The sequence below is a fragment of the Salinispora pacifica DSM 45544 genome, from assembly GCF_000378845.1.
GTDB classification, from domain to species: domain Bacteria; phylum Actinomycetota; class Actinomycetes; order Mycobacteriales; family Micromonosporaceae; genus Micromonospora; species Micromonospora pacifica.
Genome location: NZ_KB905359.1, coordinates 301825 through 322801 on the forward strand (window position 1 = coordinate 301825; position 20977 = coordinate 322801).

A 20977-nucleotide genomic window follows, 5' to 3' on the forward strand; every position below is an offset into this window, starting at 1 on the left:
GGTCACAGCCGGCCCGCCCGGCGCTCGGCCGCCAGTAGCCAGATCAGGTATCCGCCGCCGATCAAGCCGGTCACCACGCCCACCGGAAGTTGGTGGCCGGGTACGGCGCGCTGAGCGAGTTGGTCGGCAACGACCAGTAGTAGTGCCCCGAGCAGCGCCGAGGGCAGCAGATTGGGCCCGGGTGCGCGGGTGAGTCGTCGGGCCAGGTGCGGCGCGGTGAGCGCCACGAAGTTGACCGGGCCGGCCGCCGCCGAGGCGAGGGAGACCAGCAGCACGGCCGCGCCGAGCAGGGCCAGCCGCAGCCGCTCGACCGGCACGCCGAGGGCGTTGGCAGAGTCATCGCCCATCTCCATCAGCCGCAGGGCGGGCCCGGCGCCGGCCAGCACCGCCGGCCCGAGCAGGGCGAGGGCGATCAGGACCGGCAGGGCGTGGATCCAGCCCCGGCCGTCGAGGCTGCCGGTGAGCCAGAGTACGGCCCGGGCGGCGTCCATCAGTGGGGCGCGGGTGAGCAGCCACCCGTTGACCCCGGTAAGGATCGCGGCGATCCCGATGCCGGCCAGCACGAGTCGGTAGCCGTGCACCCCGCGGCGCCAGGCGATCAGGTAGATCAGGAGGCCGGTGGCGAATCCGCTGATGGCGGCGGCTCCGGAGAGCATCGTGCTGGTGCCGCCGACGACGATCACCACCAGCGCGCCGGTCGCCGCGCCCTGGGTGAAGCCGAGCAGGTCGGGACTGCCGAGGGGGTTGCGGACCAGGGTCTGGAAGACGGCGCCGGCCAGAGCCAGCGCGGCGCCGACCGCGATGGCGGTGGCGAGGCGGGGGAGTCGTAGCTCGTGGACGATGAACTCCTGGGCCGGGGTACCGCCGCCGGCCAGGGTGCGGAGCACATCGGCGGCGCTCATCGGGTAGTCGCCGCTCCCCAGTGCCAGCACCCCCACGGCGAGGGTGAGTAGCGCGCAGGTCAGGCCGACGGTGAGGGCGCGCGGGTGTAGGCGCAGCGAGACACCGCCGGGAGTACGCAAGACGATCATGGCTGCCCCACCCGCCCCCGTAGTACCAGCCAGAGGAAGAGCGGCCCACCCAGCACGGCGGTGACCATGCCGACCTGGAGTTCGCCGGGGCGGCTGAGGATCCGGCCGAGCACGTCGGCACCGAGCAGGAGCACGGGTGCGAGCACGGCACAGTAGGGCAGCAGCCACCGCAGGTCCGGCCCGGTCAACGCGCGTACGAGGTGCGGGACCAGCAGCCCGACGAAGACGATCGGTCCACAGGCGGCGGTGGCGGCGCCGCAGAGCAGGGTGACCGCCGCGATGACCGCCGCCCGGATCAGCGCCGGCCGCGTGCCGAGTGCCCGTGCGGTGTCGTCGCCGAGGGCGAGGGCGTTCAGTGGGCGGGCCACGGCGAGGGCGAGCAGCAGCCCCACCGCGATGAATGGCGCCACCGTGCCGACGAGGGCCAGCTCGGCGCTGGCCAGCGAGCCCACGGTCCAGAACCGCAACCGTTCCAGTGAGGCGGTGTCGAGCAGCATGATCGCGCTCACATAGGAGTAGAGGGTGGCGTTGAGCGCGGCCCCGGCGAGGGCCAGCCGCGCGGGGGTGGCGCCGCGCCCGCCGCCCACGACGTAACCGGCGGCGGTGACGGCGGCGGCGCCGATCAACGCGAACCAGACCTGTCCGTTCAGTCCCGCGACACCGGTGAGGGCCGTGCCGGTGGCTACCGCCGCGGAGGCTCCGGCGTTGATGCCGAGTAGTCCGGGGTCGGCGAGCGGGTTGCGGGTGAGCGCCTGCATGACCGCCCCAGCCACCCCGAGGGCAGCCCCGGCGAGCAGGCCGAGCAGCGTGCGGGGCAGTCGCATCTGGTGGACCACGGTGTATTCGTCCGCGTCGGGGTCGAGCAGGGCGGGCCAGACGTCGGCGAGGGGGAGGGCCTTTGCCCCGATGGCGATGCTGAGCACCGCGACGACGGCGAGTAGGAGCACGGCGGCGGCGAGGCCGCTGGCGCGGGGGGTGGTGCGACCGCGTCGGATGGGGTGCGCCGAAGCCGTTTGCGCAGCGGACGGCGGCGAGTGAGTGACGGACAGGGTGAACTCCGAGGTGGTGCGAATCGCCGGGGGCGAGATCTGGCAGCATCTTAGGTTAGGTTAGCCTAACCCCGCTTGTCCATGGTTGCCCGCGACCCCGACCGAAAGATCAAACATGTCGCATCCCGCGTCCGCCCGTCGACTTTCCCGTCGCGGTCTGCTCGCCGCCGCTGGCGGTGTCAGCCTGGCCGCCCTCCTCGCCGGCTGCGGCAGTGAGGACACCGACGCCCCTGTCGCCGACACTGACTCCGGCCCCTGGTCCTTCACCGACGACCGGGGCGAGAAGCTCTCCGCCGACGCGCCTCCGACCCGCGTCGTCGCCTTCACCGGAGTGGCCGCGGCGCTGGTCGACTTCGGCGTCAACGAGCAGGTTGTCGGTGTGTTCGGCGAGACCACCCGTGCCGACGGCAGCAAGGACCCGCAGGCCGGGGAGCTGAACGTGGAGAGCGTGGAGATCCTCGGCAACACGTGGGGCGAGTTCAACCTGGAGAAGTACGCCGGCCTGCGGCCCGAACTGCTGGTCACCCACATGTACGACCCCGATGCACTCTGGTACGTGCCGGACGAGAGCAAGGACAAGATCGTTTCCCTCGCCCAGGTCGCGGCGATCACCACTGCACGGGTGCCCATGACCCAGCCCATCGAACGATACGCGCAGCTCGCCGAGTCCCTCGGCGCGGACCTGTCCGCGTCGGCGGTCACCAAGGCGAAGGCCCGCTTTGACGCCGCGGCGGAGTCGGTCCGCGAAGCCGTCAAGGCCAACCCGGGTGTCAAGGTGATGGCCTGCTCCGGCAGCCCCGACCTGTTCTACGTCTCCAACCCGCGGGTCAGCACCGACCTGATGTACTTCGCCGAGCTCGGCGTTGACCTCGTGGTGCCCACCAAGCTGGAGGCGGGCGACTACTTCGAAGCGCTCAGCTGGGAGAACGCCGGCAAGTTCCCGGCCGACCTGCTTCTGCTCGACAACCGCAGCACCGCGCTGCAGGCCGACGACCTCGCCACCAAGCCGACCTGGGCGCAGCTGCCGGCCGTGGCGGCCAACCAGGTCACCGCCTGGGACGCCGTGCCCCGCTTCTCGTACGCCGGCGCCGCCCCGCTGCTGGAGAACCTGGCCACCGCGATCAAGGGTGCGAAGAAGGTCAGCTGACCCTCGCGTCCCGGCCGGCGCCGCAGCCGGCCGGGACCCGCCCGAAACTACTCACCGCAACCGCCGTCAGCGCACGGCGGACGATGGTGGCTGCCAAATCCGGGCGCCATGAACCCGTCCGCAGGCCCCGTTGACGCCGTACCACTCGACCCGAGGCCCACCTCGGCCCGACCCGACCCGGAGGCGTCCCCCGGACGCTGCCGCCCAGGCGTACCTGCTTGGCAATGGCCCGGTCGACCACTATCGACAGGCGCTCGCCGACGGGGGTGGAGCAGGTGGCCCATCGGGTCGCCACGGTCGACCGACCCTTCACCCGGGGTCACCCCGGACGAGCTGTGGCTGCGCGACGCGGTCTGGTTCCACCACCCCCACTCCCTGGCCCACCTCAACTGCCCGGTGGCGATCCCGCGCTGCTCGGCGAGGCGATGCTCACCGCGGTCAATTCATCGCTGGACACCTGGGACCAGAGCGCTGGCGCACCGGACGCGATCGGCGCGCTCTTCGACGAGGTCTGCCGTCGCGCCGTTGACGCCTGGGCCCGCGCCGAGGCCGACCCCCGCTTCGAGGTGGTCGCCCGCTCACCGCTGAGCACCGTCGTCTTCCGCTGGTGCCCCGCCGGCACCGACACCGAGCTGACCGACGAGGCCAACCGGCACACCCGGGCCCCACTCGCCGCCTCCGGTGCCGCCGTGGTGGCCGGCACCATGGTGGACGGCCGGGCGCACCTCAGGTTCACCCTGCTGGCAGACGGTCGCCGAATGGCATGGTGCACGATGGGCGAGGATGAGGCCGTCACCAACCGGGGAGGTAGAGGTTGTTCGCGTCGCCGCTGATCGAAGACGTCGTCCTGCGCCCGCTGGACCCCTGGCGAGCCGAGGAGTTCCTCGCCCACCTGGAGCGGGCCCGTGAGCATATTCGGCCCTGGGTGGGGCCGTCCTTCATGGCCACCGACCTGGAGTCGGCCCGGGCGGTCCTGCAACGGTATGCCGACAGGTGGGCGCAGGACAGCGGCGGCATCTGGGGGATCTGGGACGGCTGGCGGCTTGTCGGTGGGGTGATGTTCGTGTCGTTCGACGCCGCGCTCGGGCAGTGCGAGGTGGGCTGCTGGCTGGAGCCCGACGCGGAGGGACGCGGGCTGGTCAGCCGTGCCGTGACCAGGCTGATCGACTGGGCGGTCCTTGAGCGTGGTGTCGCCCGGGTGGAGTGGCACACCAACGCCCGCAACGAGCGTAGCCTCGCCGTGGCCCGACGGCTGGGCTTCTCCCTCGATGGCCGGCGCAGCTCAGGGCGGCCGGCCTCGGCCGGCGGCCGGGAGAACGACATGCAGGTCTGGTCGGTGCTGGCCGACGATTGGCGGCCGCGCCGGTAGCACGACGTCTGGGACCGGGCGTCCGCTGAAGGGGACGTCCAGCGCCGGCCCTCACCCGCCGCGCTGACCTTCGTTCGCGTGCTGCACAGGGGACGTGCTTCCGGCGGCCAGCAGACGAGGGTCTGCCGCACCGCCCGCCATGGACAGCATTCCGCGGACGACCCGCAGCAACCTGAGTAGGTCTCGCGGCTTCTTCCTGTCCAGTCCGCCGACAACTTGTTTGAGGATGGACATCTGATCGAAGTAGACGCGTTCGGTGACCAGGTTCTCGTTCTCATCGAAGATGAAGTACGCGGTCATGCGGGTACGGTGCCGACCGCCGGTCGGCGGGATCTTCCCGAGCGGACCGAGATGTGTGCCGATCAACCAGAACTCTACGATTACGGCGTCGTGGCTGTGTCGGATCGCGATGATCTCGTGGTGCTGGTCCGGAAAGGCGATCCGGGTGTCGTGGTAGTAGTCCCGTACCGCGCGGTCGCCGTCGTGCACGGTCATCGAGGCGATCAACTCGTAGTGCGGGTGGGGGAAGGTGGACAGCACGCGATCCCACTCCTGGCGGGCCTCGTCGTCGAAATGGTCGAGGACGAGCCTCTCCCGAGCGCGCAGCACGTCCTCCGGTGGAAGGGTGCGGGGTGACATCAGGCTCCTCGGAGTCCGGCGGGTAGGGGGACAGTCGAACCGTTTTCGGACACAGTTGACCTTATCGACTTGGCTGTGCCAGTGCCACGACGGGTCGGGCCGGGACCGCTCACCCCGTCGGGTACGCGCGCGTCTCCGCCACCCCGACCGCTGCCCACACTGGTTGGCCGGGAACCAGGCGCAGGGTCGCCGCGGTCGCGGGCGGCACGTCGGCCGCCACCCGGATCGGCCCGTCCAACTGCACCCGCAGGTTGTCACCGTGCCGCTGCACCCCGGCGACCGTGGCCGGCCAGGTGTTAGGCGGGCTACCGACCGGCCGACCCGGGTGCAGCCCCACCGCCGAGGGCCGGAACGCGACGAAGGCGTCACCATCGAGGCGATCGCTGACGGTGAGCAGGAGCCCGTTGGCCACCCGGACCCGGTTGTTCTCGGCTCGACCCCGGTGCAGGTTGAGCCCGACCAACTGGGCGACGTAGTCCGTGCGGGGGCGGGCGGTGACCGTGGCCGCGTCGCCCTCCTGGACGACCCGACCGTCCTCCACGATCACCAGCCGGTCGGCCAGCACCAGCGCGTCGAGTGGGTCATGCGTGACCAGCACGGTGGCGCCGGGGTGGGCGGCCAGGTGCCGGTGCAGCTCGGCGCGGGTGTCCAGGCGGGTACGGGCGTCCAGGGCGGCCAGCGGCTCGTCGAGCAGCAGCATGGCCGGCCGTACCGCGAGCGCCCGGGCCAGCGCCACCCGCTGCGCCTGTCCGCCGGAGAGCTGCCCGGGTCGCCGGCGGGCGTGCTCGACCAGCCCCACCCGGGCCAGCCAGTGCCCGGCGATGCGCCGGGCCGCCCACCGGTTGGCGCCGTGCCGGCGCGGGCCGAAGGCCACATTGTCGAGCGCGTTCAGGTGTGGGAAGAGCAGGTAGTCCTGGAAGACCACGCCGACCGAACGGTGCTCGGCGGGGACGAAGGTGCGCCGGTCCGGCCGGTCCAGGTCGCTGCCCGCCACCGTGAGGTGGCCGGCGGTCAGGGGCTGCAGGCCGGCGAGCGCCCGGAGGGCGGTCGTCTTGCCGGCGCCGTTCGGACCCAGCAGCGCCACCACCTCACCGGCGGCGACCCGCAGCGGTACGTCCAGCCGGAAGTCGCCCCGCTCCACTGCGAGGCGCGCGTCCAGGAGATGCCCGGTCACGGTGTGCCGATCCACCGGTCGCGCAGCCCCGCCAGGATCACGACCGAGACGACGAGCAGGATCAGGCTGAGTACGATCGCGGCCTCGACATCGGTCTCCAGCGCCAGGTAGACCGCGAGCGGCATGGTCTGGGTCCGGCCCGGGAAGTTGCCGGCGAAGGTGATCGTGGCACCGAACTCGCCCAGCGCGCGGGCCCAGCACAGCACCGCGCCGGCGGCCAGGCCCGGGCCGACCAGCGGCACGGTGACGTGCGTGAACGTGGTCCACCGGCCGGCGCCGAGGGTGGCCGCGGCCTCCTCGTATCGGCGGTCGGCGCCTCGTAGCGCCCCCTCCACGGCGATGACCAGGAACGGCATCGCCACGAACGCCTCGGCGAAAACCACGCCGGTGGTGGTGAACGGCAGCGTGATCCCGAGGGTCTGGTCGAGCCAGCCCCCGATCAGCCCACGCCGACCGAAGACCAGCAGCAGGGCCACCCCGCCCACCACCGGCGGGAGCACCAGGGGCACGGTGACCAGGGCGCGCACCAGCCGCCGGCCGGGGAACTCCACCCGGGCGAGCAGCCACGCCAGCGGTACCCCGAGCAGCAGGCAGAGCAGGGTCGCCAGGGTGGCGGTGAGCAGCGACAGCCGCAGCGCGGCGAGCACCCCAGGCTCGGCGAGTCGCTGCGGCAGGGTGCTCCACGGGGTGCGGGCCAGCAGACCGATCAGCGGCAGGGTCAGGAAGGCCAGACCGAACAGCGCCGGCAGTAGCAACGCGACCGGGACGCCACCGACTCGCCGCCGCGCGCCATGCGGCCGGCGGGAGCCCGCCGGCCGGCGCTCCGGACGCTCGGTGAGCGTCATGGCGCCTGGAACCCGGCCTCGGTGAGCACCGCCCGCGACCGGGCGGAGCGGACGTGGGCCACGAAGGCGTGGGCCGCGGTGGGGTTCGGCGCGTCGGCCAACACGGCGATCGGGTAGTCGTTGACGGCCTGGGCGGACTCGGGGAACTCCACCGCCGCCACCTCCGGTGCGGCGGCGTGCGTGTCGGTGCGGTAGACGAGGGCGGCGTCCACCTCACCCAGCCGCACCTTCGCCAGGGCCCCCCGCACATCCGCCTCCAGGGTGACCGGGGTCAGCGTGACTCCGGCGGCGTCGAGCGCCCGGCGGGCTGCCGACCCACACGGCACCTGCTCGGCGCAGAGCGCCACCTTCAGCCCAGGCCGGGTCAGGTCACCCAGGCTCCGGATGCCCTCGGGGTTGCCGCCGGCGACCGCGATGACGAGCTGGTTGCGGACGAAGACGGCCGGCGTGCCGTCCGCGTCGTCGGCGGTGGCGACGGCGGCGAGGTGCTGCGGGGCGGCGGAGGCGAAGACATCCGCCGGGGCCCCTTCGGTGAGCTGGGTGGCGAGGGCGGAGCTGCCGGCGAAGTTGAACACGACGGTGCTGCCCGGATGGGCTGCCTCGAAGTCGCGCCCGATCTGGTCGAACGTCGCGGTGAGCGACGCGGCGGCGAAGACGGTCACCGTGCCGGTCACGCCACCGTCGGCGGCTTCACCACCCGGGGTGCCGCAGCCGGCCAGGATCAGCGTGACGGCGGCGGCCAGGACCGAGGTACGCGGCCTCACGGCACCTGCCTTCCCCGGGTGCCGGCCGGCGGGGTGGTCCGCTCGACCAGCACGTTCGTCGATTTGATCACGGCGACGGCCAGCGAGCCGACCCGCAGGTCCAATTCGTCGACGGCCTCCCGGCTCATCAGGGAGACGATGCGGAACGGGCCGGCCTGGATGTCGACCTGGGCCATCACGGTGTCCCGGACGACGCCGACGACGATGCCGCGTAGGCGGTTGCGGGCCGACGAGGCGTCGGACCGCTCGTCGCGCTCGGCCGCCTGCGCTCGGGCGAACGCCGCCAGATCCACCCCGTCCACGGCGCGGTGTCCGTGCTCGTCGCGTTCTGCCCGAATGCGCCCGGCGTCGATCCAGCGGCGGACGGTGTCGGCGCTCACCCCCAGCAGCTCGGCCGCCTCCCCGATCCGGAACCTCGTCACCCGATCACCTTAGCGTCTGCATCCGAGAGGCGTTACCCCGCTCGTATCCAGCGGTTGCAAGGTTCCGGAGTCAGATTTCCTCGCAACCGCGAGGTCTGTCTGGTCCGGCGCCGGCGTGCCTACCTGGTCCGCCGGTCGGTCTACCCGTCAGCGGCGGGATCGAGGGCCCCGGCCCGCCGCCGCGGCGTACGGCGCGGGCCGGGTCTGACCCGGCGGCGCATAATGTGGGTACGCCGGAGCTGCCTCGGCGGTCAGCACACGTGAGATGGTGGGGAGTACGGTGCCGCAGACGATTCCGAACGCAACCCGGAACACCCGGCAGCGGGCCGAGGTGCTCGCGCTGCTCGGGGAGCTCGACGGGTTCCACACGGCGCAGCAACTGCACCGGATGCTCTGCGACCGCGACGCCCGGGTGGGCCTGACCACCGTCTACCGGACCCTGCAGCTTCTGGTGGACGCCGGCGAGATCGACTCCACCCGGCTGCCCGGCGGTGAACAGCTCTTCCGCCAGTGCAGCCAGAGTCGTCACCACCACCACCTGGTCTGCCGGTCCTGCGGACGGACCGTGGAGGTGGCCGGCCCGGCAGTCGAACGCTGGGCCGACCAGGTGGCGGCCGAGCACGGCTTCACCGAGGTCGGGCACACCCTGGAGATCTTCGGCAACTGCGCCGCCTGCGCCGCGTCCTGACCTCGGCCGCCTGCGCCGCGTCCTGACCTCGGCCGGCTGTCACCAGCCGGGTGTTTCCCGCCCCGTCGCTCGGGAAATCGGCACCCCGGCACCCCGGCAACGCGGCGCCGCGCGCCGCCCGACGAACGGACGCCGATCGCCATGACGTACCGTCCGGCCACCGACCGCCCCGACCTGGACACCCTCACCCTCGGGGTGGAGGAGGAGTTTCTGCTGCTGGACTCCGACACGGGGGAGAGCATGCCGGTCGCCGCCCGGGTACTCGACGGGTTGTCCGGCGCCGCCTACGAGCAGAGCCGGCAGGAGTTTCGACACAGTATGGTCGAGATGGTCACGCCGGTCGTGTCCGACCTGACGGAGCTGCGGCGGCATCTGGTGGCGCTGCGCACCGCCGCCATTGACGCGGCCGAGGCCGCCGGCGCCCGCCTCGTCGCGGTGGGAGCGACTCCAGTGAACGAGGCGCACCGGACGGTACCGGACGAACCTCGCTACCACGCGATGTCCCGGCGGTTCGGACCGGTCGCGCACGACCCGGCGGTCTGCGGCTGCCACGTGCACGTCGGCCTGCCCGACCGGGAACTGGCGGTCCAGGTCTGCAATCACCTGCGCCCGTGGTTGCCGGTCGTGCAGGCCCTCACCGTCAACTCGCCGCTGCACGACGGCCAGGACACCGGGCACGCGAGCTGGCGCGGAATGCAGCTGGAGCGTTGGCCGAGCATCGGCCCCACCCCGTACTTCGACTCGGCCGCCGACTACGACGCCACGGTGGCGGATCTGATCAAGGCGGGGATCATGCTCGATGCCGGGATGGTCTACTGGTATGTCCGGCCCTCCGTCGCGTACCCCACGGTCGAGGTTCGGGTTGGCGACGTCTGTCCCACGGTTGACGACACGGTGTTGGTGGCCGCGCTGGTACGTGCCCTCGTCGCGACCCTCGCGGCGGAGGTCCGGGGCGGTGCCCGCGCGACCCGGATCCGGGGCTGCCTGGTCTCCGCCGCGCACTGGCGGGCCGCTCACGACGGGCTCGACGGTGACCTTGTCGACCTTCGTACCGGGCACGCCCGGCCGGCCTGGGACCTGGTGGACGAGATGTTCGCCCTCGTCACGCCCGCCCTGGAGCGCCAGGGCGACCGGGGGTACGTGCTCGACCAGCTGACTCGGCTCCGGGACGAGGGCACCGGTGCGGCACGGCAGCGTCGGATTCTGGAGCGGACCGGCTGCGATGTCGGTGCCGTGCTGGCCCACCTGGCCGCACAGACCCGCCCCACCCCCGCCTGAGCTGGGCCAGACCGCCCGTCCTACCGCTGAGCCGAACCGCCCGTCCGACCGCTGGTGGTGGTGCGGCCGTCCGTCCTACCGCTGGTGCGTCTGCAGCCACAGCTCTAGCAGCCCGAGCTGCCACAGCTTGTTGCTGCCGGCCGCGGCCTGCGTCGCCGCCGGGTCGGCGAGCAGTTCGTCAACATATTCGGGCTGGAACAGCCCCCGTTCCTGGGCGGCCGGTGCTCGCAGCGCGTCCAGGACCAGCTCCCGCACCCGCCCGGAGACGTTGCGCAGCGCCGGCACCGGAAAGTACCCCTTCGGCCGGTCGATCACCTCCGCCGGCAGCACCTCCCGAGCGATCTCCTTGAGTACGCCCTTGCCGCCCTGCGCCACCTTGTGCTCCGGCGGACAGGCCGCGGCGAGCGCGACCAGATCCTGGTCCAGGAAGGGGGTGCGGACCTCCAGCCCCCACGCCATGGACATGCTGTCCACCCGCTTGACCGGGTCATCGGGGAGCATCCGGTGCGTATCCAGGCGCAGCACCGCGTCCAGCGCGGTCTCCGCACCGGGTGCGGACAACTCGGCGACGAGTAGCTCCCGGCTGGCATCCCGGTCGTGGGCGTATGCCGGACTGACAACCCGGGACAACTCGGCGTGGTCACGGTCGAAGAAGGAGGCGGCGAACACCTCCGCCGCCCCGTCCCGGGGCGTCCTCGCGAGCGGCTGGTGGTAGCCGTACCCAGCGAACACCTCGTCGGCGCCCTGCCCCGACTGGGCCACCTTGACGTGCTTGGCCACCTGCTCGCTGAGCAGGTGGAAGGCCACCACGTCGTGGCTGCCCATCGGCTCGGTCATCGCGGCGATCGTGGCCTGTACCGCCGGCAGGAGGTCGTTGTCGGCGAGTCGGATCCGCCGGTGGTCGGTGCCGAAGGCCCGGGCCACCTGGTCGGAGTAGTGGAACTCGTCGCCGGCCTCGTCGCCCCGGCCGTCGAATCCGATGCTGAACGTTTGCAGGTGGTGCTGGCCCGCCTCGGCGAGCAGGGCCACGATGAGACTGGAGTCCAGGCCACCGGAGAGCAGCACCCCGACCGGGACGTCCGCCACCAGCCGCCGGCGAACCGCCGCGCGCAGGGCGTCCCCGACCGCTGCCTGCCAGTCCCGGGCATCCCGACCGGCGTGGGCGGGGTCGCGGGCGTACTCCGGCTGCCAGTAGACGTGTTCGCGGCTACGCCCGTCCGCCTCGACCACCCGCAGCGTCGCCGGGGGTAGCTTCCGGACGCCACGCAGCACGGTCCGGGGCGCCGGCACAATCGAGTGCCAGGAGAGGTAGTGGTGCAGGGCAACCGGATCGATGTCGGTGTCCACGTCGCCGGCGTGCAGTAGCGCGGGCAGAGTCGAGGCGAAGCGCAGGCGGCCGGGGGACTCCGCCAGGTAGAGCGGCTTGATGCCGAGCCGGTCGCGGGCCAGCACCAACCGCTGACGGGTCCGGTCGAACAGCCCGATCGCGAACATGCCGACCAGGTGGTCGACGAAGGCCTCCCCCCACTCGGCGTACGCCACCAGGATGACCTCGGTGTCACTGGTGGAGCGGAAGGTGTGCCCGGCGGCTCGGAGCTCCTCGCGCAACTGCGGATAGTTGTAGATGCATCCGTTGAAGACCAACGTTGATCCGAGGTCCTCGCGCACCATCGGCTGAGCGCCGGCGTCGGAGAGGTCGATGATGGTGAGCCGGCGGTGTCCGAGGGCTATCCAATCGTCCGCCCAGTGGCCGGTGTCGTCCGGGCCGCGGGACTCCATCGCCTGGCTCATCCGGATCACCGCCTCGGTGCCCGGCCTCGATCCGTCAAAACGCGCTTCCCCGCTGATGCCGCACACGCTCAGTGCCCCTCTGGCCGCTGTCCGGCGGTCCGGGAGGGCCGATGGCCGAGCGTCGAATCCATGGCCACCGTCCCGTCGCACCGTCTCACCTGGCCACCGGGCATGGCCCGGGCCCCGTCCCGCGGACGGGTGCGCCGGGTACCCGGGCTCGGGGTCGCTCAAACCCGCCCCAGTGCCCGTCACCGGCCAGACCGCGCGGTGCTCTCCTGCGGCCAGCCTCGGGCGTCGTGGTCGGCCGACGGCGCACGGTGGCGCTTCGGCGTCCGAACGGAGCTTCGAGGCGGACTCGCGACCGGTAAAGCGTGGCGCGGGACCCCTAGGGTGGTGGCGACCGGTTCACCCCGGGCGGTGCGCCGGACGTGCGCAACCGGCGCGAACTGACGGCGACAGGAGATCCCATGTCCGTTATCGCGATTGACGGCCTGGTGAAGAGCTTCGGTGCGGTCCGCGCGCTCGACGGGCTCAACCTGCAGGTGGAGGCGGGGGAGGTGCACGGCTTCCTCGGGCCCAACGGCTCCGGTAAGTCCACCACCATCCGTGTCCTGCTCGGGCTGCTACGCGGTGACGCCGGCAAGGTGCGACTGCTCGACGGTGACCCGTGGCGCGACGCGGTGACGCTGCACCGCCGACTCGCCTACGTTCCGGGCGACGTGAACCTGTGGCCCAACCTCTCCGGCGGGGAGGCGATCGACCTGTTCGGGGCCCTGCGCGGTGGCTTGGACCAGCGTCGCCGCGACGAGCTGCTGGAGCGATTCGACCTCGACCCGACCAAGAAGTGCCGGGCCTACTCCAAGGGCAACCGGCAGAAGGTGGCGATCGTCGCCGCCTTCGCCTCCGATGTCGAGCTGTACGTGCTGGACGAGCCGACCTCCGGGCTCGACCCGTTGATGGAGGCGGTGTTCCAGGAAGAGGTGCGGCGGCTCACCGGCAACGGCGCCACGGTGCTGCTCTCCAGTCACGTGCTCGCCGAGGTGGAGGCGCTCTGCGACCGGGTCAGCATCATCCGCGCCGGCCGTACCGTCGAGTCGGGCTCCCTGATCGAGCTACGGCACCTCGCCCGCACCACGGTCACCGTCGAGACGGTGCGCCGGTTGACCGGCGTCGCGGAGCTACCCGGCGTGCACGAGGTCCGGGCCGTTGACGGTCGGGTCCGGTTGGAGGTCGAGCCGGAGCACCTCGACGCGTTGCTCGCCCACCTGATCCGCTTCGAGGTCCGGGCGCTGGTGAGCGCACCGCCCACCCTGGAGGAGCTGTTCCTGCGGCACTACGACGGGGCCGACGACGGCCGGATCGTCGCCGGGGGCGGCGCGGAGCCGGCCCAGTGAGCGCATTCACCGGCACCGGCCGACTGGCCCGGCTCGTCCTGCGCCGCGACCGGATCAAGCTCGGAGCCTGGCTGCTCGGTACGCCGCTGCTCGGGTTCGCCCTCGCCGGGAGTGTCTCCGAGTTCTACCCCGACGAGGCCACTCGCCTCAGCTATGCCGACACCGCGCTGACCAGCGTGGTGGCGCGGGCCTTCAACGGGCCGATCTTCAACGCCGAACTGGGCTCGATCGTCGTCGCGGAGGCGTACCTGACGTTAACTCTGCTCGCCGCCCTGGTCAGCACGTTCGCCGTCGTCCGGCACACCCGACAGAACGAGGAGACCGGCCGGGCGGAGCTGCTCGGTGCGGCGGTCGTCGGCCGGCACGCGTTGCTCGCCGCCCCGTTGCTTGTGGTCGTCGGGGCGAACGTCGCCGCCGCCCTCCTCCTCGGGCTGGCCTTCGCCGCCGCCGGTCTGCCGCTGGCCGGATCCCTCGCCGCCGCCGGGGCGGTTGGCGGGGTCGGCATCGCCTTCACCGCCGTCGCCGCCGTCGCCGCCCAGCTGACGGTTACCTCCCGTGGTGCGAACGCGCTGGCGGCGGCCACCGTCGGGGTGGCGTTCCTGCTCCGTGCCGCCGGGGATGTCCTCGGTGAGCGGGACGGCCTGCAACTGGTGAGCGCCTGGCCGTCCTGGCTCTCCCCGCTCGGTTGGGGCAACCAGGTACGCGCGTTCGGCGCCGAGCGGTGGTGGGTTCTGGGCCTGCCGGTCGTGTTACTGGTCGGCGCCACCCTGGCCGCGTTCGGTCTCGCCCGTCGGCGGGACCTCGGCGCCGGTCTGCTCAGCGACCGGCGGGGGCCGGCCCGGGCCGCCGCCGGCCTGCTCAGCCCGAGCGGACTGCTCTGGCGACTGCACCGCGGCTCCCTGGTCGGCTGGTCGGTGGCGGTGGTGGTCCTCGGGGTTTCGATGGGCTTCGCCGCGGACGAGGTCAATGACGTGATCGCCGAGAATCCCGCCGCCGCCGAGCTGATCGCTGCGATGGGGGGCGGGGTTGACGACCTGGTGGACGCGTTCCTCGCCGCGATGCTGGGGGTATTCGCGTTGGCTGTCGGCGCGTACGTGGTGCAGGCGTTGCTGCGTACCCGCGCCGACGAGGCGGGCGGCGTCCTGGAGGCGGTACTCGCGACCGCGGTGGGCCGGGTTCGCTGGTTGGCCACCCAGGTGGTGGGCGCCGTCCTGGGCGCGGCGGTCCTCGTGCTGCTGGCCGGGCTCGCGACCGGCCTCGGCTACGGACTCGCAGCCGGCGATCCGGGCCGGTGTGCGCTTGAACTGGGCGGGGCCGGGCTACTACAGCTACCGGCGTTGCTGGTGGTGGCGGGCTTGGTGACCGCGCTGCTCGGGTTGGTTCCCCGGTGGTCGGTGTCGCTGTCCTGGGCGGTGCTGATCGGGTTCCTGCTGTTGGGGCAGCTCGGCGCGGCGCTCGACCTGCCGCAGGCGGTGCTCAACCTCTCGCCGTACACCCATGTTCCCGCGGTGCCGGCGGTCGAGGCAACCACGCTACCGCTGGTGCTGCTTGTCGCCGTGGCCGGCGCGCTGCTCGCCGCCGGGCTGGCCGGCTTCCGCCGCCGCGACGTCCCCAGCTGAGTGGCTCGATCCGGGACGTCAGCCGGATACCTCCGGCTCCGTTTCGGACTCCGAGCCGGTGTGGCGTTGGCGTAGCAGTTCACCGCTCCACCGCGCGGCGGCCCGCTGCTCGGAGAGGGTTCGCTCCCGGGCGCGGGCCAGCCCCTCACGGACCGCCTCCGGGACGTCGGCGTCGGGCAGGTCGGCGAGGATCGCCGACCAGCGTCGGTTGAGCTGCTCGGCGTAGCGGGCGCGCCGTAGCAACTCCTCGTGTCGGCAGTCCAGCGCGATCACCCGTTCCCAGTAGGGCTGAAGGGCTTGGCGGACCCGCTCGTCGAGTTGCACCCACGCCTCGGGCCGGCAGGTGACCGTCTGACCGCCGCGTGCGAACGACCACGGCTCCTGCCCGGCGAGCTTCCGCTGCAGCTGTGCCTCCAACTCGCCGGCCCGGTGCGGTGCGACGGTACGGGCGAGATCGGCGGCGATGCTGGTTAGCCGCTGGGTGGCCGGTGGCAGAAAGTAGTGGGCGTACCAGGCCAGCTGATCCGGTCGCAGTCCCTGCGAACACCAGGTGAGGTCGGCGCGGATGGTGAAGGTGAAGACGTAACCCCGGGCGAAGACGGTGATCGGCCCGACCGGCTCGCGCCGCTCGATCGGGTCCTGTGGTGGGGGTGGGGCCGGCCCCTGCTTGGCGGCCGTGTCGACCGTACGGGCCAGCGTGAGCAGCCACCGCCACAGCCGCCGGGTGGCCGGTGCCAACCGGGCGGCGAGTCGCCGGCCCGCTGATGTCAGCTGGGCGGCGAACCGACGGGTCGCTGGTGCCAACCGGGCGGCTACTCGCCGCGCTCCGGCTGCCAGCCGTGTCGTGCTCCGTCGGCACGCCCGCACCAGCCGGGCCCAGCGGCCAGGGCGCGTGGCGTCCGGAGCGGCCGGGCGATGCTGATCCGGATCGGAAGCTACCGGCGGCGGGGGCGCCTCCGTCGGCGGGCCGTCGGCCATGTCGCCTCCCTCGTCCGTCAACCGGTCCGCCGGGTCGAAGGGTGGTGCGGTCGGTGCCAGATACGAGGGGAGTGCCGGCAGGTGCGGTGTCGCCGCGTACTCACGTTAACAAGGACCGGGCCAGTGGGGCGGCAGCGGCGCGGCGTGCCGATCGGCGCTCGGCTGACTGCGCGGGAGCCGGTGCGGGGAAATTCGGTGCGTGTTGAGAATGTTGCTCGGGGTGTGCCCGTGCGGCCCGGCCCCAGCGCCACCGCTCGAGCGAGAGGATCCAGTCGTGAGTAGCGTCGTCGCCCCGGCCGCCGCTCGGTCGGTGCTGGCTGCCCGCACTGGTGTCGTGGTGGTGTTCGCCCTCAATGGCTTCGTTATCGGTTCCTGGTTTGCCCGGGTGCCGGCGGTCCGGGAGGCGCTTGATCTCTCCGCGGGCCGGCTCGGGCTGCTGTTGCTCGCGATGTCGGTCGGCGCGGTGGTGGCGATGCCCGTCTCTGGTCTGGTCGTCCAGCGGCTGGGCACCGCCCGGACGGTGGTGGTGGCGGCGCTGACGCTCTCGGTCGGACTGCTGGTAACCGGGGTCTGTGCGAGCGCTGTCGGCTGGCTGCCCGGGGTGGCGGTGGGCCTGTTTGTCTTTGGCTACGGCACCGGTACCTGTGATGTCGCGATGAACATTGAGGGTGCCGCGGTTGAGCGGCGGCTCGGTCGTACGGTGATGCCGCGGTTTCACGCGGCGTGGAGTCTGGGTTCGGTGGCGGGGGCGGGGCTCGGTGCGGTGGCTGCTGAGGCGGGGCTGGTGTTGGCTTTCCACTTGCCGCTGGTCGGCGTGGCGGTGCTGGTCGGGATGGTCTTCGGCGCTCGAGGGTTCCTGCCGGCTGCCGAGACGACATCGGCCGGTGGCAAGGTATCCCCGGCGACCCGCCATCGTTCACTGTTGGCGGCCTGGCGGGAGCCGCGGACCCTGCTGATCGGCCTGTTTGTGTTGGTCGCGGCGTTCAGTGAGGGGAGCGCCACCGACTGGGTCGCGATCGCGTTCGTGGATGGGTACGGCGTCAGCGAGGCGGCCGGAGCGGTCGTGTTCGGAATGTTCGTAGTCGGCATGACCACTGGCCGGACCGCCGGCACCCTCGCCCTGGACCGGTGGGGGCGAGTGCCGGTGCTCACCGGTGCGATCCTGCTCGCGGTGGCCGGGGTGAGTGTGGCGGTGCTGGCTGAATCCGAGCCGGTGGCGGCGGTCGGCGTGGCGTTGTGGGGCCTCGGCGGCTCGCTCAGTTTTCCGGTGGGGATGAGTGCGGCGGCCGACGAGGAGGAGCGCGCCCCGGCGCGGGTCAGCGTGGTCGCCGCGATCGGCTACACCGCGTTCCTCGCCGACCCACCTTTGCTTGGCCTGATCGGCGACCGGGTCGGGACACTGCACGCCCTACTGGTGGTACCAATTTTGCTGTTGTTGTCGGTCGCGTTGGTGCCCGCCACCCGCCCTCCTCGTGAACTCCATGATTGATTAACAAATGTCGTCGCTGTGGCGATGCGGATCATCAGCTCGTCGCCGGAACCGACTAACCGAAGTAGCGTCGTGCCCCGCGTCGCGCCCCTTCTCATGGGGCAGCTCGACAGCGAGAAAACCGGAAGCACCCCGGTCCGTCGCGAACGACGAATGAGTCGTCCCGCGGCGGCCCCGAACCGCTGATTTCCGATGGATAAGACTCGTCAGCCCCTTGGCGGTGCCACGGTCTCCAGGGCGTCAATGCTGCCGGACATGATCGTGCGAATGTGATCCGTGATGTGTGGCAACGGCCAGTCCCACCAGGCAAGCGCCATCAGGCGGGCAACCTCTTCTTCGGGGAAGCGGCGGCGGATCACCCGGGCCGGGTTGCCGCCGACGATGCTGTATTCGGGGACATCGTCAACGACGACAGATCCAGAAGCAACGATCGCCCCGCTGCCGATGCGGACGCCGGGCATCACCATGGTGCGGTAACCGAACCACACGTCGTTACCAACCACCGTGTCTCCTCGCCCGGGCAGGTTGGTGATGAGGTCAAAGTGTTCGCTCCAGGAGCCACCCATGATCGGAAACGGGAAGGTCGAGGGCCCGTCCATGCGGTGATTGGCGCCGTTCATGATGAACCGTACGCCTTCGCCCAACGCGCAGAACTTCCCGATCACCAGCCGCTCCGGCCCGTAGTGATAGAGAACGTTGCGAACCTCGAAAGCTGTCGCATCGTCCGGGTCGTCGTAGTAGGTGAACTCCCCGACTTCGATCAGTGGCGAGGTGATCAGTGGCTTCAGCAGCACCAGACGTGGCTGTTCGGGCATCGGATGTAGGACACCCGGGTCGGCTGGAGTGCCTGTCATCGTAACGTCCTTCTGGGTGAAAGGTGGAAACCGGGACCTGTTCCGCGGAGGCACGTCGCGTCAGCCGCTCATCCGGTGCACCGGGCGGGACGGAAAGAGCGTTGGCGGTAGGACCGCGCTGCCGTTGAGCACGGCGGTCACGGCCGCTGTCGCGATTCCGGCCACCGGGTGGGTGGAGGTGGTGAGCGAGGGGTTGGTAATGGCGGCCAGCGGGGTGTCGTCGAAGCCGGTCACCGCGATGTCCCCCGGGACCTGGACGCCATCGCGCAGGAGCCCGCTGATCACGCCGAACGAGGTCACGTCGCTGGCGCCGACGATCGCGTCGGTGTCTGGCCAGCGCGCCAGCACCTCCCGGGCGGCGGCACGCCCTCGGCCCGCGGTGAAGTCACCCCGAACCAGCCGGGGCGGCAGCCCCGCCGCGCGCAGCACTCCCCGGTAGGCGCGTACCGAGCGGCCGGCGCAGGGTAGCCAGCGAGAACCACTGATCATGGCGATGCGGCGGCGGCCCGTCGCGTACAGGTGCTCCACCAGCGCTGTGGTGCCGCCACCGTTGTCGATGTCGAAGGAGGCCACCACGGGGGAGCCGACGCCGAGCGAGGCGACCCGGCCGCGCAGCGTGGGCGGCACCGCGGCCAGGACCGCGGGCGTGGTGTTGACCAGGATCAACCCGCTCACCCCGCGCTGCTCGCCGAGCCGCCGCAGCTGGGCGAGGTCGCGGGTCGGCAGCCAGTGCAGGGCCACCCCGACGCCGTGCGGGGCGCACGCCCGGGCGGCGGCGCCGACAACCTGGTCGACGTACGGATCCTCGAGCACCCGGGGCGAGGTGCCGTGGACCACCGTGACCAGCCGCACACCGGTGCCCCGTACCAGGGCGCGGGCGGCCGGGTCCGGCACGTAGCCGAGCTTCTCGGCGGCGGCGGTGACCCGGTCGCGGGTATGGGCCGCGGCGTACCCGTTGTTGGCGAGCACTCGGGAGGCGGTGGCCCGGGAGACGTCGGCCACCCGAGCCACATCCGCCAGGGTCGGCGCGCGCTGCGGTGCCGGCATCGTGGTCCCCCGTTCCCGTCGCCGGGGCGACGTTTGTCGTCCGGACATTATTGCTCGCCTCGACGGCGGTGACCTGCGGGCATTTTCGGTTTGCACTGAGAACGTTCTCAGGGGTGTGCTCGTGCAGCCAGGCCCAGTACTGAAGCGAAAGGAACCCGTGGTGAGCAGCGTCACAGCCCCGGCCGCGACTACCGCCGCACACCGGTTGGTGCGCACCGCCCGTACCGGTGTCGCGGTGGTGTTCGCCCTCAACGGCCTCGCCATCGGGTCCTGGTTCGCCCGGGTGCCGGCGGTCCGGGAGGCGCTTGACCTCACCGCCGGTCGGCTCGGGCTGCTGTTGCTCGCGATGTCGGCGGGAGCGGTACTGGCGATGCCCACCTCCGGTCTGGTCGCCCAGCGACTGGGCACCGCCCGGACGGTGGCGGTGGCGACCCTGTTGGTCGCCGTGGGCTTGGGGATCGCCGGCGTCAGCGCGAGTGCGGCGGGCTGGCTGCCCGGGGTGGCGGTGGGTCTGGTCATCCTTGGCTACGGCACCGGTACCTGTGATGTCGCGATGAACATCGAGGGTGCCGCGGTTGAGCGGCGGCTCGGTCGTACGGTGATGCCGCGGTTTCACGCGGCGTGGAGCCTGGGCTCGGTGGCGGGGGCTGGCCTCGGTGCGGTGGCCGCTGAGGTGGGGTTGGCGTTGGCGGTCCACCTGCCGCTCGTTGGCGCGGCGGTGCTGCTCGGCACGGTGTCCGGCACCCGGGTGTTCCTGCCGTTCGCCGAGCCGGCGCCGGATGCCGACGGGGGCTCCCCGGCGGCCCGGCGCCGGGCGGTGCTGGCCGCCTGGCGGGAACCACGGACCCTGCTGATCGGCCTGTTTGTGCTGGTAGCAGCGTTCAGTGAAGGGGTCGCCACCGACTGGGTCGCGGTCGCGTTCGTTGATGGCTACGGCGTCACCGAGGCGGCCGGAGCCGCCGTCTACGGCGTGTTCGTGATCGGCATGACCGTAGGACGGACCGTCGGCACCCTCGCCCTGGACCGCTGGGGCCGGGTGCCCGTGCTCGGCACCACGATCCTGCTCGCCGTGGTCGGCGTGAGCGTGGCGGTGCTGGCCGGTTCCGGACCGGTTGCGGTCGCCGGTGTGGCGCTGTGGGGCCTCGGCGTTTCCCTCAGCTTTCCGGTGGGGATGAGCGCTGCGGCCAACGTGGAGGAGCACGCCGCGGCCCGGGTCAGCGTGGTGGCCGTGATCGGCTACACCGCCTTCCTCGCCGGACCACCGCTGCTGGGCCTGATCGGCGACCGGGTCGGGACGCTGCACGCCCTGCTGGTCGTGCCGGTCCTGCTACTGCCGTCGCTGGCGTTGCTGCCGGTGACCCGCCCTCCTCGCTGACCGTCCCGGCGGGGACAGCGGACG

At 72.1% G+C, this 20977-nt stretch carries 19 protein-coding genes and 1 pseudogene; 9 read left to right on the plus strand and 11 right to left on the minus strand.

Annotated features, from left to right (window positions below):
- Positions 1-2 precede the first annotated feature (2 nt).
- Positions 3-1031 (minus strand): FecCD family ABC transporter permease, encoded by a 1029-nt coding sequence (locus tag SALPAC3_RS0101290; protein ID WP_018219458.1) that lies wholly within the window; start codon positions 1029-1031, stop codon positions 3-5.
- Positions 1028-2119, minus strand: a complete 1092-nt coding sequence (locus tag SALPAC3_RS0101295) for a FecCD family ABC transporter permease (protein ID WP_026185136.1) — start codon at positions 2117-2119, stop codon at positions 1028-1030. The genes SALPAC3_RS0101290 and SALPAC3_RS0101295 overlap by 4 nt, the downstream gene beginning before the upstream one ends.
- Positions 2120-2195: 76 nt before the next feature.
- Between SALPAC3_RS0101295 and SALPAC3_RS0101300 the strand changes: the two genes are divergently transcribed.
- The 3 genes and pseudogenes from SALPAC3_RS0101300 to SALPAC3_RS0101310 all read left to right on the plus strand — a co-directional run bounded on the left by SALPAC3_RS0101300 (position 2196) and on the right by SALPAC3_RS0101310 (position 4596).
- A complete protein-coding gene (locus tag SALPAC3_RS0101300; RefSeq protein ID WP_018219460.1) occupies positions 2196-3227 on the plus strand; it encodes an ABC transporter substrate-binding protein in 1032 nt (343 codons plus the stop codon).
- A 108-nt stretch (positions 3228-3335) separates the two neighbouring features.
- A pseudogene (locus tag SALPAC3_RS0101305) lies at positions 3336-4033 on the plus strand (hypothetical protein); the annotation flags it as partial.
- Positions 4034-4041: 8 nt separating this feature from the next.
- Entirely contained in the window at positions 4042-4596 is a 555-nt protein-coding gene (locus tag SALPAC3_RS0101310) for a GNAT family N-acetyltransferase (protein WP_018219462.1), read from the plus strand.
- A 51-nt stretch (positions 4597-4647) separates the two neighbouring features.
- Here the strand turns inward: SALPAC3_RS0101310 and SALPAC3_RS0101315 are convergent, their stop codons facing one another.
- From SALPAC3_RS0101315 to SALPAC3_RS0101335, 5 genes are all read right to left on the minus strand, one after another.
- Positions 4648-5235: an ester cyclase gene (locus SALPAC3_RS0101315; RefSeq protein ID WP_018219463.1), complete on the minus strand. Its 588-nt coding sequence runs from the start codon at positions 5233-5235 to the stop codon at positions 4648-4650.
- 109 nt (positions 5236-5344) lie between these two features.
- Positions 5345-6409 (minus strand): ABC transporter ATP-binding protein, encoded by a 1065-nt coding sequence (locus SALPAC3_RS0101320; RefSeq protein WP_026185137.1) that lies wholly within the window; start codon positions 6407-6409, stop codon positions 5345-5347.
- Positions 6406-7254 (minus strand): ABC transporter permease, encoded by an 849-nt coding sequence (locus SALPAC3_RS0101325; protein WP_018219465.1) that lies wholly within the window; start codon positions 7252-7254, stop codon positions 6406-6408. The genes SALPAC3_RS0101320 and SALPAC3_RS0101325 overlap by 4 nt, the downstream gene beginning before the upstream one ends.
- Entirely contained in the window at positions 7251-8018 is a 768-nt protein-coding gene (gene modA / locus SALPAC3_RS0101330) for a molybdate ABC transporter substrate-binding protein (protein WP_018219466.1), read from the minus strand. The genes SALPAC3_RS0101325 and modA overlap by 4 nt, the downstream gene beginning before the upstream one ends.
- Positions 8015-8440 carry a TOBE domain-containing protein gene (locus SALPAC3_RS0101335; protein ID WP_018219467.1) on the minus strand — a complete coding sequence of 142 codons (426 nt, stop codon included), beginning with the start codon at positions 8438-8440 and terminating at the stop codon, positions 8015-8017. Before SALPAC3_RS0101335 ends, modA begins: the two co-directional genes overlap by 4 nt.
- A gap of 265 nt (positions 8441-8705) precedes the next feature.
- Here SALPAC3_RS0101335 and SALPAC3_RS0101340 point away from each other — a divergent pair, with 265 nt between their 5' ends.
- A complete protein-coding gene (locus SALPAC3_RS0101340) occupies positions 8706-9128 on the plus strand; it encodes a Fur family transcriptional regulator (protein WP_018219468.1) in 423 nt (140 codons plus the stop codon).
- 141 nt (positions 9129-9269) lie between these two features.
- Complete coding sequence (locus SALPAC3_RS0101345; RefSeq protein WP_018219469.1) at positions 9270-10406, plus strand: carboxylate-amine ligase; 1137 nt, start codon at positions 9270-9272, stop codon at positions 10404-10406.
- A 75-nt stretch (positions 10407-10481) separates the two neighbouring features.
- Here the strand turns inward: SALPAC3_RS0101345 and SALPAC3_RS0101350 are convergent, their stop codons facing one another.
- Complete coding sequence (locus tag SALPAC3_RS0101350; protein ID WP_080635101.1) at positions 10482-12263, minus strand: N-acetylglutaminylglutamine amidotransferase; 1782 nt, start codon at positions 12261-12263, stop codon at positions 10482-10484.
- A gap of 401 nt (positions 12264-12664) precedes the next feature.
- Here SALPAC3_RS0101350 and SALPAC3_RS0101355 point away from each other — a divergent pair, with 401 nt between their 5' ends.
- Both SALPAC3_RS0101355 and SALPAC3_RS0101360 read left to right on the plus strand, forming a co-directional pair.
- Positions 12665-13591 carry an ABC transporter ATP-binding protein gene (locus SALPAC3_RS0101355; protein WP_018219471.1) on the plus strand — a complete coding sequence of 309 codons (927 nt, stop codon included), beginning with the start codon at positions 12665-12667 and terminating at the stop codon, positions 13589-13591.
- On the plus strand, positions 13588-15210 hold the full coding sequence (locus SALPAC3_RS0101360) for an ABC transporter permease (RefSeq protein WP_018219472.1): 1623 nt from the start codon (positions 13588-13590) through the stop codon (positions 15208-15210). Before SALPAC3_RS0101355 ends, SALPAC3_RS0101360 begins: the two co-directional genes overlap by 4 nt.
- 18 nt (positions 15211-15228) lie before the next feature.
- Here SALPAC3_RS0101360 and SALPAC3_RS0101365 read toward each other — a convergent pair whose 3' ends face one another.
- Positions 15229-16188: a hypothetical protein gene (locus tag SALPAC3_RS0101365; RefSeq protein ID WP_026185138.1), complete on the minus strand. Its 960-nt coding sequence runs from the start codon at positions 16186-16188 to the stop codon at positions 15229-15231.
- Positions 16189-16462: 274 nt separating this feature from the next.
- Here SALPAC3_RS0101365 and SALPAC3_RS0101370 point away from each other — a divergent pair, with 274 nt between their 5' ends.
- Complete coding sequence (locus tag SALPAC3_RS0101370) at positions 16463-17677, plus strand: MFS transporter (RefSeq protein ID WP_018219474.1); 1215 nt, start codon at positions 16463-16465, stop codon at positions 17675-17677.
- Between the two features lie 206 nt (positions 17678-17883).
- On the opposite strand, the gene SALPAC3_RS0101375 is transcribed toward SALPAC3_RS0101370, so the two are convergent.
- Positions 17884-18531 carry a CatB-related O-acetyltransferase gene (locus tag SALPAC3_RS0101375; protein ID WP_018219475.1) on the minus strand — a complete coding sequence of 216 codons (648 nt, stop codon included), beginning with the start codon at positions 18529-18531 and terminating at the stop codon, positions 17884-17886.
- A gap of 60 nt (positions 18532-18591) precedes the next feature.
- Entirely contained in the window at positions 18592-19578 is a 987-nt protein-coding gene (locus SALPAC3_RS0101380) for a LacI family DNA-binding transcriptional regulator (RefSeq protein ID WP_018219476.1), read from the minus strand.
- Between the two features lie 160 nt (positions 19579-19738).
- On the opposite strand from SALPAC3_RS0101380, the gene SALPAC3_RS0101385 reads away from it, so the two are divergent.
- Positions 19739-20953: an MFS transporter gene (locus SALPAC3_RS0101385; RefSeq protein WP_018219477.1), complete on the plus strand. Its 1215-nt coding sequence runs from the start codon at positions 19739-19741 to the stop codon at positions 20951-20953.
- Positions 20954-20977 lie beyond the last annotated feature (24 nt).